Here is a 13,430-nt window from a genome sequence, read left to right on the forward strand (position 1 = left end):
GCACCGTCCTCGGGGTCGGGAAAGACTGTCTACCAATGTTTTTCGGAATTTTTCGGTATCCCGGCGGAAGTCTTCGTGACGGCCCGCGGACGCGCCGAATCGGCCGATTCTGGCCGGGCAGCTGCGCTGAGGCGTTTTCTCAGGGTTTTCATCGGTCCGGCCACTAGCGTGTGCGCGGGTGTAATCTCGCACGCGATGTTCGATGGGTCATTACGGGAGTGAGGCGGGCAGGCATGACAGGGTCGACCGAGTTTCAGGGCAAGATCGCGCTCGATATCCGCGATTCCGAGGCGGATTGGGGTCCCTACGCGGCGCCGACCGCGCCGGAGAACTCACCGAACGTCCTCTACGTGGTGTGGGACGACACCGGAATCGCGACCTGGGACTGCTTCGGGGGTCTGGTCGAGATGCCCGCGATGGCGCGCATCGCCGAACGCGGGGTGCGGTTGTCGCAGTTCCACACCACGGCGTTGTGCTCGCCCACCCGGGCGTCGCTGCTGACCGGACGCAACGCGACGACCGTCGGTATGGCCACCATCGAAGAATTCACCGACGGCTTCCCGAACTGCAACGGCCGCATCCCCCTCGACACCGCGCTGCTCTCCGAGGTGCTCAACGAGCGCGGATACAACACCTACTGCGTGGGGAAGTGGCATCTGACCCCGCTGGAAGAGTCCAGCTTGGCCGCGACCAAGCGGCACTGGCCGCTGGCGCGCGGTTTCGAACGCTTTTACGGCTTCCTGGGCGGCGAGACCGACCAGTGGTACCCGGACCTGGTGTACGACAACCACCCGGTGAACCCGCCCGGCACCCCCGAGGACGGTTACCACCTGTCAAAAGATATCGCGGACAAGGCAATTGAATTCATCCGCGACGCCAAGGTGATCGCCCCCGACAAGCCGTGGTTCAGTTATGTCTGCCCCGGCGCCGGGCACGCGCCGCACCACGTGTTCTCCGAGTGGGCCGACAAGTACCGCGGTGTCTTCGACATGGGTTATGAGAAGTACCGCGAGATCACGCTGGAGAAGATGAAGGCGATGGGGGTGGTGCCCGCCGATACCGAGTTGTCGCCGATGAACCCCTATCTCGACATCAAGGGCCCCAACGGGGAGCCCTGGCCACTGCAGGACACGGTGCGGCCGTGGGACTCCCTCGACGACGAAGAGAAGAAGCTGTTCGCTCGCATGGCCGAGGTGTTCGCCGGCTTCCTGAGCTATACCGACGCCCAGATCGGTCGCATCCTGGACTATTTGGAGGAGTCCGGTCAGCTGGACAACACCATCATCGTGGTGATCTCCGACAACGGCGCCAGCGGCGAGGGTGGGCCGAACGGTTCGGTCAACGAGGGCAAGTTCTTCAACGGTTATATCGACACCGTGGAGGAGAGCATGAAGGTCTTCGACCACCTCGGCGGACCCGAGACCTACAATCACTATCCGATCGGTTGGGCGATGGCCTTCAACACGCCCTACAAGCTTTTCAAGCGCTACGCGTCGCACGAGGGCGGGATCGCTGACACCGCAATCATCTCCTGGCCCAACGGTATTGCCGCCCACGGCGAGGTTCGTGACAACTACATCAACGTCTGCGACATCACCCCGACCGTCTATGACCTGCTGGGGATAACCCCGCCGGACACCGTCAAGGGCATTCCGCAGAAGCCGCTGGACGGCGTGAGTTTCAAAGCGGCCCTGGATGACCCGGCCGCCGACACCGGTAAGACGACCCAGTTCTACGCCATGCTGGGCACCCGCGGGATCTGGCATGAGGGCTGGTTCGCCAACACGTTGCACGCCGCCTCCCCGGCGGGCTGGTCGCATTTCGACCGGGACCGCTGGGAGCTGTTCCACATCGAGGCCGACCGCAGCCAGTGCCACGACGTGGCCGCCGAGCACCCGGACAAACTCGAGGAACTCAAGGCACTGTGGTTTGCTGAAGCCGACAAGTACAACGGGCTGCCGCTGGCCGATCTGAACCTGATGGAGACGCTGAGCAGGTACCGGCCCAGTCTGGCCGGCGACCGCAACAGCTACGTCTACTACCCGGACTGCGCCGACGTGGGCCTGGGCGCCGCCGTGGAGCTCCGCGGCCGTTCGTTCGCCGTGCTGGCCGACGTGACGGTGGACAGCACCGGCGCCGAAGGGGTCTTGTTCAAACACGGCGGCGCGCACGGCGGGCACGTGCTGTTTTTCCAGGACGGTCGCTTGCACTACGTGTACAACTTCCTCGGTGAACGCCAGCAACTGGTTTCCTCCAACGGCCCGATCCCGCTGGGCAGACACGTCTTCGGCGTCCGCTACGAACGCAGTGGCACGGTCGAGAACAGCCACACCCCCCTCGGCGACCTGACGTTGTACTTCGACGACCACCCGGTGGGAACACTGGCCGACGTGGTCAGCCACCCGGGTACGTTCGGGCTCGCCGGCGCAGGAATCACGGTGGGACGCAACGGCGGGTCCAGTGTGTCCAGCCGCTACAAGGCGCCGTTCAAGCTGACCGGGGCCTCCATCGCCCAGGTCACCGTGGATTTGTCCGGGCGCCCCTACCAGGACGTGGAAAAAGATATCGCGCTTGCCTTTTCGCGAGACTGAGTCGGCGGTGTGCCGCGCGGCGACGCTGGGCCCTGACCCAGGAGTTCGGGGTCGTCATACCCTGATGCTGTGCTGACCGAGTTGATCGAGCTGCCCGGCGGGACCTTCCGCATGGGCTCGACGAGCTTCTACCCCGAAGAGGCGCCGATCCACACCGTGGCCGTGGCGGCCTTCGCGATCGAGCGGCACCCGGTGACCAATGCGCAGTTCGCCGAATTCGTCGCCGCCACAGGCTATGTGACGGTCGCCGAGCAGCCGCTGGACCCCGCGCTGTATCCGGGAGCCGATCCCGGCGACCTGACACCGGGGGCGATGGTGTTTCGACCCACCGCGGGGCCGGTCGACCTGCGGGACTGGCGGCAATGGTGGGATTGGGCGCCCGGCGCCTGTTGGCGCAACCCCTTCGGGCCCGGCAGCGACATCGGCGACAGGGCCGATCATCCCGTCGTGCAGATCGCCTATCCGGACGCCGCGGCCTATGCGCGGTGGGCGGGCCGCCGGTTGCCGACCGAGGCCGAGTGGGAGTACGCCGCGCGGGCCGGGGCGACGGGGGTCTACTCCTGGGGCGAGGACGAGAAGCCCGGCGGGGAGCTGATGGCCAACACCTGGCAGGGCCGGTTCCCGTACCGCAACGACGGTGCGCTGGGCTGGGTCGGCACCTCACCGGTCGGCATTTTTGCGCCCAACCGTTTCGGTCTGGTCGACATGATCGGCAACGTATGGGAATGGACCACAACGGAATTCAGTGCCCACCATCGATTGGATCAGCCGCCGAAGGCGTGCTGTGCCCCGACCGGCCCCGCCGACCCGGCGATCAGCCAAACACTCAAGGGCGGCTCGCACCTGTGCGCGCCGGAATACTGCCACCGGTACCGGCCGGCGGCGCGGTCGCCGCAGTCACAGGACACCGCGACCACCCACATCGGGTTCCGGTGCGTGGCGGATTCGGCAACAGGGTAACGAAATTCGCGTATCTCTCGCTCCGCCGTAGGCCTGCGGTTAATGTGTGAGTTTCGCCGGTACACCCCCAGATCGAAAGGCCGCGACCAGATGAGCCACCAGGCCCCGCCCGCACCGCCGCCTACACAACCGTCGGGCCCGCCGCCGACACCCCCGTCGGGGCCGCCGGCGCCGAAGTCCCCGTCGCGGGGGAGACGGATCATCATCGACCTCGGCGTGCTGTTGGCCGTCGTGGTGGTCTATGTGCTCTCGCTATACGGCGTCCACCTGCTGGCCACCTCGGCGGAGGAGATGGAGCAGCCGAACCTGGACACCAGCGACAACACCGTGGTGCAGGTGAAGCTGGAGGAGCTGGACACGGTCAACAACCGGCTGAAGGTCAGTGTGCTCGTCAAGCCGCAGAAAAACCTGATCAACCCGAAGTACTACGTGCTGGCCCAGGACGTCACGGTGCGAATGTTCCCCGAGAACGACCTCGGCGACCTGGTGTATCCGGTCGGCAAGGCGCCGGCGCAGCAGACCACCTATATCGACGCCGAGGGCGATCCCGCCAACTGGCCTTTCGACACCTACCGGACTCCGAAGATCTCCGCCGAGGTTTTCGCCGGGACGGCTGACAACCGCACCGTGGAAGATGCCCGTGTCGAAATCACGGGTTCGGTCGGCGGCTGGGACGTCAGCCTGCGCCGGGTTCAGTCCCCGGGTGACGAAGATCCCCGCCCGGACGATGTGATCATCACCCTGCAAAGGTCCAAGAGCACGCTGATCTTCGATATCGGCATCATCTTGGTCCTGGTCTCGCTACCGGCGCTGGCGCTGTGGGTGTCCATCCCGATGGTCCTGGGCAAGAAGAAGTTCCTGCCACCGTTCGTGTCCTGGTTTGCCGCGATGCTCTTCGCGGTGGTCCCGTTGCGAAATATCTTCCCCGGCAAGCCGCCGGAGGGTTCGTGGGTCGACCAGGCCATCACGTTGTGGGTGCTGCTGGCGCTGATCGTGGCGATGACGCTGTTCATCATGGCCTACCGAAAACAGTCGGACTGAGCGGTCAATCCGACGGGATCGAGCCACCGACCGCGCTGATCGCGTCGACCGCTTCGGAGACCCTCGCCTGGAATGCGGGCGACAGCGGGATGTAACCGGACTTGTTCAGGTCGACCTGTCCCGGCCCAATTGCGGCCTGTAAGAAGGCCTTTACCGCTTGGGCGACCTCGGCCGTGGGGTATCGGGAGCACACGATCTCGTAGGTGGCCAGGACGATGGGGTACACGTCGGGGTGGGCGGGGTTGTAGAACGACGAGATGTCGAGCACCAGGTCGTTGCCGGTTCCGACGATCTTGGCGGCGGTGATGGTCTTGCCCACCGTGTCGGTGCCGATCCGTACCGGCCGCAGCGACCTGCGGCTGGCCGGCGTCTTGATCTCGGCGGCGTACAGGCCTTGCTCGAGGGCGAAGGACAGTTCGTTATAGCTGATCGAGCCTTCGGTGGATCTGACCAACTCCGAAGTGCCCTTGTTGCCGGTGGCGCCGACGCCGACGTCGCCGTGGAACTTCTTACCCGTGCCTTGCTGCCAGACCCCGCCGGAGGCGGCCTGCAGATAGGACTGGAAGTTCTCGGTGGTGCCGGATGCGTCGTTGCGGTAGACGACGCGAATCTCCTCGGCGGGCATGGACGCGTTGAGTGCGGTGAGGGCCGGGTCGTCCCAGCGGGTGATGGTGCCGTTGAAGATCTTGGCCAGGGTGGGCCCGTCGAGCACCAGCGTGTCCACGTTGGCCAGGTTGTAGGTGATGGCCAGCGGGCCGAAAACCACCGGCAGGTTCCACGCGTCGGCGCCACCGCAGCGCACTTTGGCCGCGGCATACTGCTCCGCCGACAGCGGCGTGTCCGAACCTGCGAAATCTGTTTTCCCGGAGAGGAATTCGGTGATTCCGGCACCCGACCCGTTGGCGTTGTAGTTCAGCGTCTGATCGGGGCAGGCTTTGTGGTACGCGCTGACGAAGCGGGTCATCGCGTGGGCCTGCGCGGTCGAGCCGCTCGCAGCCAGCGTCTGCTTACCGCCACAGTCCACCTTCGCGCCACTGACGTAAGGCAGGGTGGCCGGGGCGTTGTCGCACGCCGACAGTGCCAATGCCATTGCGGCGAGCAACGGCACGGCGGCCCGAGTTCGATTCATATTGCGATATATGACTGTCCAACCGGCCCGGAAGCGAACAGCAGGTGAACCGGACTCCGGAACCGGATGAATCTCTGGTGTCCCGGCCGCTTTGCGGCCCCTGCCCGGACGCGCTTTGCCCAGCTGCCGCATCGACCGCCGGATTACGGCCAGATGTATTGCGGGTGAACCGCAATCGGTAGCTGCGCCAGGCGCATTCGGGTTCGCTAGCATCAGTGCCCGTGTCGTGCCGACAAGCCGGATCGGGCATGCCGGAGCCGAACGGAGATGCTCAGTGACCACCGAGGCGCCCCCTACCGAGTCGGCGGAAACCGAGCAGAAACCCGAGAAACCGGCGAAACCTCCCGAGGCGGCGCGCAAGTCGGACAAGAAGATCGCCAAGCAGCGGGCGGCGCAGAAAGCGCACCAGCGCCGCGTCGTGATCGGTGTCAGCGTCTTGGCGGTCATGGCGATCGTCTATGCGCTGTCGCTGGTGGGCGTGCACTATCTGCAGAAATCGGAAGGTCCGCTGCCGCCGCTGGATCTGAGCCAGGGTGGCAGCGATGCCACGATCGTGCAGCTGCGGCTGGAGGAACTCAAGCCGGTCGCCAACCGCTTGACAGTGAATGTGCTTGTCTACCCGGGCATTTCGTTGTACGACAATCGCTACGACGTGCTGGCCACTGACGTCGCCGTGCGCCTTTATCCGACGAGCGACCTGGGCGACCTGCACTACCCGAAAGGTAAGGCGCCGGCACAGCTCACCACCACCGTCGAGGCGCACGGCGACCCCGGTAACTGGCCGTTCGATTCCTACCGCACCGAGCCGATCGCCGCCGACGCGTTCGTCGGCTCCGGCGACAACGTGCGCAAGGTGCCCGCCCGGGTCGAGGTGACCGGCGGGCTGGACGGCTGGGATGTCAGCGTCAACCGCAGGCACGCCGCCATGCTGCCGACTTCCCGCGGGACGGACAACGGGGACGTCGTGATCACGTTCAAGAGGGCGAAAGGGCCGCTGATTTTCGACCTGGGCATCTGCCTGGTGCTGATCGCCCTGCCGACCTTGGCGTTGTTGGTGGCCGTCCCGATGGCGATGGGTAAGAGAAAGTTCCTACCCCCGTTCGCGACGTGGTACGCCGCCAACCTGTTCGCGATCGTCCCGCTGCGCAACATCCTTCCGGGCGCCCCACCGCCGGGGTCCTGGATCGACCAGGCCATCGTGCAGTGGGTGCTGATCGGCCTGGTGACGGCGATGAGCCTGTACATCTTCGCCTGGGTGCGACAGGGCGACTGACCTCGCGTGCCGCCAAACGCGGCGAACCGGAATCCGTACCGGGGTGTCCTGCTGTTAACGCTGGTGACGCGCATTGTTACGGGCGCGTAGCGCATCGCTTCACAAGCTGCCAGCAAACACCTACGTTGCTAACATCACGCTCCGTGACAGTTCAGAGGGACCTGGCGTTGTCGGCCGAGCTGTCCGACACGCTCGCGCTGCCCGCGCGCAGCCCCCAGCAGTCCCCGGTCGAGGCCCCGCCGCGGCGATCGGCGGCCGAATCCAAGCGCCGGCGGCGCCGCCGCCATCTGGCGTTCGACATCTGCATGGTGATCGGGGTTGCCCTGGTCTATCTGCTGTCGTTGTTCGGTTACCACTGGCTGGCCACCACACCGGGACCGCTGCCGGACCCCGACGTGAGCACCGCGGACAACAGCGTGGTGCTGGTGCGGATCGAGCAACTGCACCCCGCCGAGCATCGCCTTGACGTCAAAGTGCTTGTGATGCCCGATGATTCGATGATCGACAAACGGCTCAACGTGCTCACCACGGACACCTCGGTGCGCTTCTTTCCGCAGAACGACCTCGGCGATCTGCAGTATCCGGTGGGCAAGTCGCCGGCACAGGTCGCGACCACCATCCCGGCCCACGGCGATCCCGGTGACTGGCCGTTCGACGGCTACAAGACCGACACCATCCAGGCTGACGTGCTGGTGGGGACGGGGGAGGGGCGGCAGTACAAGCCTGCCCGGGTAGAGGTGACCGGGGTGCTGGAAGGCTGGGACGTCACCGCGACCCGGGTCGGGCGGGACAGCCACGACCCCAACCGTCCCGACAACGTCATCATCACCATCAAGCGGGCCAAGGGGCCGTTGGTGTTCGACCTCGGCATCTGTCTGGTGCTGATCGCCCTGCCGACGCTGGCGCTGTTCGTGGCAATCCAGATGGCCAGTGGCCGGCGCAAGTTCCTGCCGCCGTTCTCCACCTGGTACGCGGCGATGCTCTTCGCCGTGGTGCCGCTGCGCAATATTCTTCCCGGTTCACCGCCGCCCGGCTCCTGGGTGGACCAGGCCGTGGTGATCTGGGTGCTGATCGGGTTGGCGACGGCGCTGGTCCTCTATATCGTCGCCTGGCACCGGCAGGGTGACTGACCGCAATTTGGTGCTGAGCAGGCTGTCCCCTAGACTCTAGGGGTTGCCTTGGGCAGACCTCGGCTGGCTGTGCGTCAAGCAAAGCCGGCCCCGCGTGCCCTTCGGCGATAAAGACCGCGCACGGCAGGGTGCTCACTTGAGCTGGTTTTCGCTTGCCGTGCACACGCGAAACCAGGTCAGGAGATCGAGTGATTCAGCAGGAATCGCGGCTCAAGGTCGCCGACAACACGGGCGCCAAGGAGATCTTGTGCATCCGGGTGCTCGGTGGCTCGTCGCGACGGTACGCCGGCATCGGTGACGTGATCGTCGCGACCGTCAAAGATGCCATCCCCGGTGGCAACGTCAAGCGCGGGGACGTCGTCAAGGCCGTCGTGGTCCGCACCGTCAAGGAGCGCCGCCGTCCGGACGGCAGCTACATCAAGTTCGACGAAAACGCCGCGGTGATCATCAAGCCCGACAACGACCCGCGCGGCACCCGCATCTTCGGGCCGGTCGGTCGCGAACTGCGCGAGAAGCGGTTCATGAAGATCATCTCGCTCGCCCCGGAGGTGTTGTAGGTGAAGGTCCACAAAGGCGACACCGTGCTGGTGATCGCGGGCAAAGACAAGGGCGCCAAGGGCAAGGTCATCCAGGCCTACCCGGACCGCAACCGGGTGCTGGTCGAAGGTGTGAACCGGATCAAGAAGCACACGGCGATCTCGACCAACCAGCGCGGCGCGCGTTCGGGCGGCATCGTCACCCAGGAAGCGCCCATCCACGTCTCCAACGTGATGGTGGTCGACTCCGACGGCAAGCCCACCCGCGTCGGCTACCGGGTCGACGAGGAGACCGGCAAGCGCGTCCGCATCTCCAAGCGCAACGGCAAGGACATCTGATGACCACTGCAGAGAAAACTCAGCCGCGCCTGAAAGAGCGCTACCGCAACGAGATTCGCGATGCGCTGCACAAGCAGTTCGGTTACCGCAACGTCATGCAGATCCCGACCGTCACCAAGGTCGTGGTCAACATGGGCGTGGGCGACGCCGCCCGCGACGCGAAGCTGATCAACGGCGCGGTCAACGACCTCGGCCTGATCACCGGGCAGCGGCCCGAGATCCGCAAGGCGCGCAAGTCCATTGCACAGTTCAAATTGCGCGAGGGCATGCCGATCGGTGCCCGGGTGACACTGCGCGGCGACCGGATGTGGGAGTTCCTCGACCGGCTCACCTCGATCGCGCTGCCCCGTATTCGTGACTTCCGCGGCTTGTCGCCCAAGCAATTCGACGGTGTCGGCAACTACACCTTCGGCCTGGCCGAGCAGTCGGTGTTCCACGAGATCGACGTGGACAAAATCGACCGGGTCCGCGGCATGGACATCAGCGTCGTCACCTCGGCGACGAACGACGACGAAGGACGAGCGCTGTTGCGGGCCCTCGGCTTTCCCTTCAAGGAGAACTGAGCAGATGGCGAAGAAGGCACTGGTCAACAAGGCCGCGCGCAAGCCGAAGTTCGCGGTGCGCGGCTACACACGCTGCAGCAAGTGTGGTCGCCCGCGCGCGGTGTTCCGCAAGTTCGGGTTGTGCCGGATCTGCTTGCGCGAGATGGCGCACGCGGGTGAGCTGCCCGGCGTGCAGAAGAGCAGCTGGTGACGGGACACAGGGACTAAACCAAAATGACTATGACGGATCCGATCGCAGACTTCTTGACCCGCCTGCGCAACGCCAACTCGGCGTACCACGACGAAGTGAGCCTGCCGCACTCGAAGATCAAGGCCAACATCGCCGAGATCCTCAAGAACGAGGGCTACATCACCGACTTCCGGACCGAGGACGCCCGGGTGGGCAAGTCCCTGGTGGTGCAGCTGAAGTACGGGCCGAGCCGGGAACGCAGCATCGCGGGCCTCAAGCGCGTCTCCAAGCCCGGTCTGCGGGTCTACGCGAAGTCCACTAACCTGCCGCGGGTCCTCGGTGGCCTCGGTGTGGCGATCATCTCGACGTCGTCGGGTCTGCTGACCGACCGTCAGGCGGCCAGGCAGGGCGTGGGCGGCGAAGTCCTCGCGTACGTCTGGTAAGGGGGTAGGCAAACATGTCGCGTATTGGAAAGCAGCCGGTTCCGGTCCCCGCCGGAGTCGACGTAACCATCGAGGGCCAGAACGTCTCGGTCAAGGGGCCCAAGGGCACCCTGGCGCTGACGGTGGCCGACCCGATCACGGTGTCGCGCAACGACGCCGGCTCGATCGTGGTCTCCCGTCCGGACGACGAGCGGCGCAACCGCTCGCTGCACGGGCTGTCCCGCACCCTGGTGGCCAACCTGGTCACCGGCGTGACCGAGGGTTACACGACCAAGATGGAGATCCACGGCGTCGGCTACCGCGTGCAACTCAAGGGTTCCAACTTGGAGTTCGCGCTGGGATACAGCCACCCGGTGGTGATCGAGGCGCCGGAAGGCATCACTTTCGCGGTGCAGGCTCCCACCAAGTTCACGATCTCTGGCATCGACAAGCAGAAGGTCGGCCAAATCTCGGCGAACATCCGTCGTCTGCGCCGTCCCGACCCGTACAAGGGCAAGGGCGTGCGCTACGAGGGCGAGCAGATCCGCCGCAAGGTCGGAAAGACAGGTAAGTAGTCATGGCGCAATCACAGGCTGCATCCGATGCGCGTAAGCCGGTGGGGCAGAACGTATCCGCGACTCGGCGGGTGTCCCGGCTGCGCAGGCACGCACGGCTGCGCAAGAAGGTCTCCGGTACCGCCGAGCGTCCCCGCTTGGTGGTGAACCGCTCGTCGCGGCACATTCACGTGCAGCTGGTCAACGACCTCGACGGCACCACGGTGGCCGCTGCTTCGTCGATCGAAGCAGACGTCCGCGGCGTGGATGGAGACAAGAAAGCCCGTAGCGTGCGGGTGGGCCAGTTGATCGCGGAGCGGGCCAAGGCCGCCGGCGTCGACTCCGTGGTCTTCGACCGCGGCGGCTACACCTACGGTGGACGAATCGCGGCTCTGGCCGATGCCGCGCGCGAGAACGGATTGCGATTCTGATGAACCACGCAAGCCTGATGAACGGAAGGACCGCATAATGGCGGAACAATCCGCTGGGAGCCCGACGGATAACCGGGGGTCCGACAGCCGCGACTCGCGCGACGGGCGGGACGGCCGGGGACGCCGCGACGGCGGTGGCCGTGGTGGCCGCGACCGCGACCGCGACGGCGACAAGAGCAACTACCTCGAGCGGGTCGTCGCGATCAACCGTGTCTCCAAGGTGGTCAAGGGTGGTCGGCGATTCAGCTTCACCGCCCTGGTCATCGTGGGTGACGGCAACGGCATGGTCGGCGTCGGCTACGGCAAGGCCAAGGAAGTTCCGGCCGCCATCGCCAAGGGTGTCGAGGAGGCCCGCAAGGGCTTCTTCCGGGTTCCGCTGATCCGCGGCACCATCACTCACCCGGTGCAGGGCGAAGCCGCCGCCGGTGTGGTGCTGCTGCGCCCGGCCAGCCCCGGTACCGGGGTGATCGCCGGCGGTGCCGCGCGTGCGGTGCTGGAATGCGCCGGCGTGCACGACATCCTGGCCAAGTCGCTGGGCAGTGACAACGCGATCAACGTGGTGCACGCCACCGTCGCGGCACTGAAGATGTTGCAGCGTCCCGAGGAGGTGGCCGCCCGGCGCGGTCTGCCCATCGAGGACGTCGCCCCGGCCGGCATGCTCAAGGCGCGCCGGGAAAGCGATGCGATGGCCGCGGCTGCGGCCCGGGAGGCTACCCAGCCATGAGTCAACTGAAGATCACCCAGGTGCGCAGCACCATCGGGGCGCGCTGGAAGCAGCGCGAGAGCCTGCGCACGCTGGGCCTGCGCAAGATTCGCCACTCGGTGATCCGCGACGACAACGCACAGACCCGCGGCCTGATCGCGGTTGTGCAGCACCTCGTTGAGGTGGAGGAGGCCAAGTGACCATCAAGCTCCACGACTTGAAGCCCGCGCCCGGGTCGAAGACCGCGCGCACCCGAGTCGGCCGTGGTGAAGGATCCAAGGGGAAGACCGCGGGTCGCGGCACCAAGGGTACGAAGGCGCGCAAGAACGTGCCGGCAACCTTCGAGGGTGGGCAGATGCCCATCCACATGCGGCTGCCCAAGCTGAAGGGTTTCCGTAACCGGTTCCGCACCGAGTACCAGGTGGTCAATGTCGGTGACATCGACCGGCTGTTCCCCGAGGGCGGCACCGTCGGCATCGACGAGTTGGTGGCCAAGGGCGCCGTGCGCAAGAACTCTCTGGTCAAGGTGCTCGGCGACGGCAAGTTGTCCGCCAAGGTCGACCTGACCGCGCACAAGTTCAGCGGCAGCGCGCGGGACAAGATCACCGCCGCCGGCGGCTCCGCCACCGAGCTCTAGCCCAGCCGCGAGATCACTTCCAGCGCAAGGCGTTCCATCTGCTCGCGGTCCTGCGCGACGTTCGCGCCGAGCGGGTTTAGCAGGAGCATCTGCGCGCCCGCGTACATCACCCGGGACAGCTCGCCGGCGACCCGCGCGGCGTTGCCGGCCACCGCGACCGTGTCCAGGTCGGGCCGCTCGCCGTAGATGCGTCGCAGTCCGGCCAGCGCACGCTCGCGGGCCCGTTCGGTGTCGTCGTCGACGACCACGTACACCCGCTTGGCGATGGTGAAGCCCGCCGGGTCCTTGTGCTGCGCGTCGAGTTCGCGGCGCACGATGGCCACGGCGTCGGCGAACGCCTCAGTGGTGGCCGACCCGGCCCCGATGAACGCGTCCCCGAGCCGAACCGCCCGGGCCAGCGCCGCGGGTGCGTGACCGCCGAACCAGATCGGCGGATGCGGGCGCTGCACCGGCTTGGGCTGGATCGGAAGATCGTCGAGCTCGCGGAAGCGACCGTGGAACGTGATCCTGGGCTGATCGGACCAGGCGGCTCGCATCAGCTCCAAGCCTTCGGTGAAATAGCTTACGTGCGTGGCCTTTTCGACGCCGAAGGCGCCGAACTTGCGGGACCCACCGCCGGCCACCACACCGAGGTCCAGCCGGCCGTTGCTGAGCCGGTCGACGGCGGTCACGGCGGCGGCCAGCTGCAGCGGATCGTGTAGCGAGGTCACCATGACCGCGACGCCCAGTCGCATACGCCGGGTGCAGGCCGCGGCGAAGGCCAGCACCTCCAGCGGCGCAAGCAACGCCGACTCCCCGATGGCCTGCTCCAGGGTCCAGCCGCCCTCGAAGCCGAGTTCCTCGGCGCGCACCAGATAGTCCCGCAACCCGGTGGTATCGAAGTCGTCGGTACCCAGTTGGGGAATCGCGATGGAGAATCTCACGGTTTCCACCGTACGGGTGGGGCGTCGTC

General features: G+C 66.2%; 17 protein-coding genes. 15 read left to right on the top strand and 2 right to left on the bottom strand.

What is annotated here, in order from left to right:
• The first annotated feature begins 233 nt into the window (after positions 1–233).
• From MKCMC460_RS06440 to MKCMC460_RS06450, 3 genes are all read left to right on the top strand, one after another.
• A complete protein-coding gene (locus tag MKCMC460_RS06440) occupies positions 234–2,591 on the top strand; it encodes an arylsulfatase (protein WP_236981171.1) in 2,358 nt (785 codons plus the stop codon).
• Positions 2,592–2,660: 69 nt separating this feature from the next.
• The gene (locus MKCMC460_RS06445; RefSeq protein ID WP_236981173.1) at positions 2,661–3,551 is read left to right on the top strand and encodes a formylglycine-generating enzyme family protein; all 891 of its coding nucleotides are present in this window, start codon (positions 2,661–2,663) and stop codon (positions 3,549–3,551) included.
• A 90-nt stretch (positions 3,552–3,641) separates the two neighbouring features.
• Positions 3,642–4,592 carry a DUF4436 domain-containing protein gene (locus tag MKCMC460_RS06450; protein WP_236981175.1) on the top strand — a complete coding sequence of 317 codons (951 nt, stop codon included), beginning with the start codon at positions 3,642–3,644 and terminating at the stop codon, positions 4,590–4,592.
• Positions 4,593–4,596: 4 nt separating this feature from the next.
• Here the strand turns inward: MKCMC460_RS06450 and pstS are convergent, their stop codons facing one another.
• A complete protein-coding gene (pstS, locus tag MKCMC460_RS06455; RefSeq protein WP_236981177.1) occupies positions 4,597–5,721 on the bottom strand; it encodes a phosphate ABC transporter substrate-binding protein PstS in 1,125 nt (374 codons plus the stop codon).
• A 445-nt stretch (positions 5,722–6,166) separates the two neighbouring features.
• Here pstS and MKCMC460_RS06460 point away from each other — a divergent pair, with 445 nt between their 5' ends.
• The 12 genes from MKCMC460_RS06460 (at position 6,167) to rplO (ending at position 12,478) form a co-directional block, all read left to right on the top strand.
• A complete protein-coding gene (locus MKCMC460_RS06460; protein ID WP_236983818.1) occupies positions 6,167–6,994 on the top strand; it encodes a DUF4436 domain-containing protein in 828 nt (275 codons plus the stop codon).
• Positions 6,995–7,299: 305 nt separating this feature from the next.
• Positions 7,300–8,124 carry a DUF4436 domain-containing protein gene (locus MKCMC460_RS06465; protein WP_236983819.1) on the top strand — a complete coding sequence of 275 codons (825 nt, stop codon included), beginning with the start codon at positions 7,300–7,302 and terminating at the stop codon, positions 8,122–8,124.
• Between the two features lie 188 nt (positions 8,125–8,312).
• The gene (gene rplN, locus MKCMC460_RS06470) at positions 8,313–8,681 is read left to right on the top strand and encodes a 50S ribosomal protein L14 (RefSeq protein WP_003403649.1); all 369 of its coding nucleotides are present in this window, start codon (positions 8,313–8,315) and stop codon (positions 8,679–8,681) included.
• Positions 8,682–8,999, top strand: a complete 318-nt coding sequence (rplX, locus tag MKCMC460_RS06475) for a 50S ribosomal protein L24 (RefSeq protein WP_236981179.1) — start codon at positions 8,682–8,684, stop codon at positions 8,997–8,999.
• A complete protein-coding gene (rplE, locus tag MKCMC460_RS06480) occupies positions 8,999–9,562 on the top strand; it encodes a 50S ribosomal protein L5 (protein ID WP_236981181.1) in 564 nt (187 codons plus the stop codon). Before rplX ends, rplE begins: the two co-directional genes overlap by 1 nt.
• Before the next feature lie 4 nt (positions 9,563–9,566).
• The gene (locus MKCMC460_RS06485; protein ID WP_011739072.1) at positions 9,567–9,752 is read left to right on the top strand and encodes a type Z 30S ribosomal protein S14; all 186 of its coding nucleotides are present in this window, start codon (positions 9,567–9,569) and stop codon (positions 9,750–9,752) included.
• 23 nt (positions 9,753–9,775) lie between these two features.
• Entirely contained in the window at positions 9,776–10,174 is a 399-nt protein-coding gene (gene rpsH, locus MKCMC460_RS06490) for a 30S ribosomal protein S8 (protein ID WP_236981183.1), read from the top strand.
• A 14-nt stretch (positions 10,175–10,188) separates the two neighbouring features.
• Entirely contained in the window at positions 10,189–10,728 is a 540-nt protein-coding gene (rplF, locus tag MKCMC460_RS06495) for a 50S ribosomal protein L6 (RefSeq protein WP_236981185.1), read from the top strand.
• Between the two features lie 41 nt (positions 10,729–10,769).
• Positions 10,770–11,138, top strand: coding sequence for a 50S ribosomal protein L18 (gene rplR, locus MKCMC460_RS06500; RefSeq protein WP_236983820.1), 369 nt, complete (start codon positions 10,770–10,772; stop codon positions 11,136–11,138).
• A gap of 37 nt (positions 11,139–11,175) precedes the next feature.
• Positions 11,176–11,862, top strand: a complete 687-nt coding sequence (gene rpsE / locus MKCMC460_RS06505; RefSeq protein WP_238305415.1) for a 30S ribosomal protein S5 — start codon at positions 11,176–11,178, stop codon at positions 11,860–11,862.
• Entirely contained in the window at positions 11,859–12,041 is a 183-nt protein-coding gene (rpmD, locus tag MKCMC460_RS06510) for a 50S ribosomal protein L30 (protein WP_236981186.1), read from the top strand. The genes rpsE and rpmD overlap by 4 nt, the downstream gene beginning before the upstream one ends.
• A complete protein-coding gene (gene rplO / locus MKCMC460_RS06515; protein ID WP_236981188.1) occupies positions 12,038–12,478 on the top strand; it encodes a 50S ribosomal protein L15 in 441 nt (146 codons plus the stop codon). The genes rpmD and rplO overlap by 4 nt, the downstream gene beginning before the upstream one ends.
• Here rplO and MKCMC460_RS06520 read toward each other — a convergent pair.
• Positions 12,475–13,401 carry an LLM class flavin-dependent oxidoreductase gene (locus MKCMC460_RS06520; RefSeq protein WP_236981190.1) on the bottom strand — a complete coding sequence of 309 codons (927 nt, stop codon included), beginning with the start codon at positions 13,399–13,401 and terminating at the stop codon, positions 12,475–12,477. The two genes, rplO and MKCMC460_RS06520, sit on opposite strands and share 4 nt — an antisense overlap.
• Positions 13,402–13,430: the final 29 nt, after the last annotated feature.

The organism is Mycobacterium sp. 20KCMC460 (genome assembly GCF_022179425.1).
Taxonomy (GTDB): Bacteria; Actinomycetota; Actinomycetes; order Mycobacteriales; family Mycobacteriaceae; genus Mycobacterium; species Mycobacterium kiyosense.

What these genes read in the sequence shown, in the direction of transcription:
- MKCMC460_RS06440 (WP_236981171.1), top strand. Translation starts at nt 234, where the DNA reads ATGACAGGGTCGACCGAGTTTCAGGGCAAGATCGCGCTCGATATCCGC.
- MKCMC460_RS06450 (WP_236981175.1), top strand. Translation starts at nt 3,642, where the DNA reads ATGAGCCACCAGGCCCCGCCCGCACCGCCGCCTACACAACCGTCGGGC.
- pstS (WP_236981177.1), bottom strand. Translation starts at nt 5,721, where the DNA reads ATGAATCGAACTCGGGCCGCCGTGCCGTTGCTCGCCGCAATGGCATTG.
- MKCMC460_RS06460 (WP_236983818.1), top strand. Translation starts at nt 6,167, where the DNA reads ATGGCGATCGTCTATGCGCTGTCGCTGGTGGGCGTGCACTATCTGCAG.
- MKCMC460_RS06465 (WP_236983819.1), top strand. Translation starts at nt 7,300, where the DNA reads ATGGTGATCGGGGTTGCCCTGGTCTATCTGCTGTCGTTGTTCGGTTAC.
- rplE (WP_236981181.1), top strand. Translation starts at nt 8,999, where the DNA reads ATGACCACTGCAGAGAAAACTCAGCCGCGCCTGAAAGAGCGCTACCGC.
- MKCMC460_RS06485 (WP_011739072.1), top strand. Translation starts at nt 9,567, where the DNA reads ATGGCGAAGAAGGCACTGGTCAACAAGGCCGCGCGCAAGCCGAAGTTC.
- rpsH (WP_236981183.1), top strand. Translation starts at nt 9,776, where the DNA reads ATGACTATGACGGATCCGATCGCAGACTTCTTGACCCGCCTGCGCAAC.
- rplF (WP_236981185.1), top strand. Translation starts at nt 10,189, where the DNA reads ATGTCGCGTATTGGAAAGCAGCCGGTTCCGGTCCCCGCCGGAGTCGAC.
- rpsE (WP_238305415.1), top strand. Translation starts at nt 11,176, where the DNA reads ATGGCGGAACAATCCGCTGGGAGCCCGACGGATAACCGGGGGTCCGAC.
- rpmD (WP_236981186.1), top strand. Translation starts at nt 11,859, where the DNA reads ATGAGTCAACTGAAGATCACCCAGGTGCGCAGCACCATCGGGGCGCGC.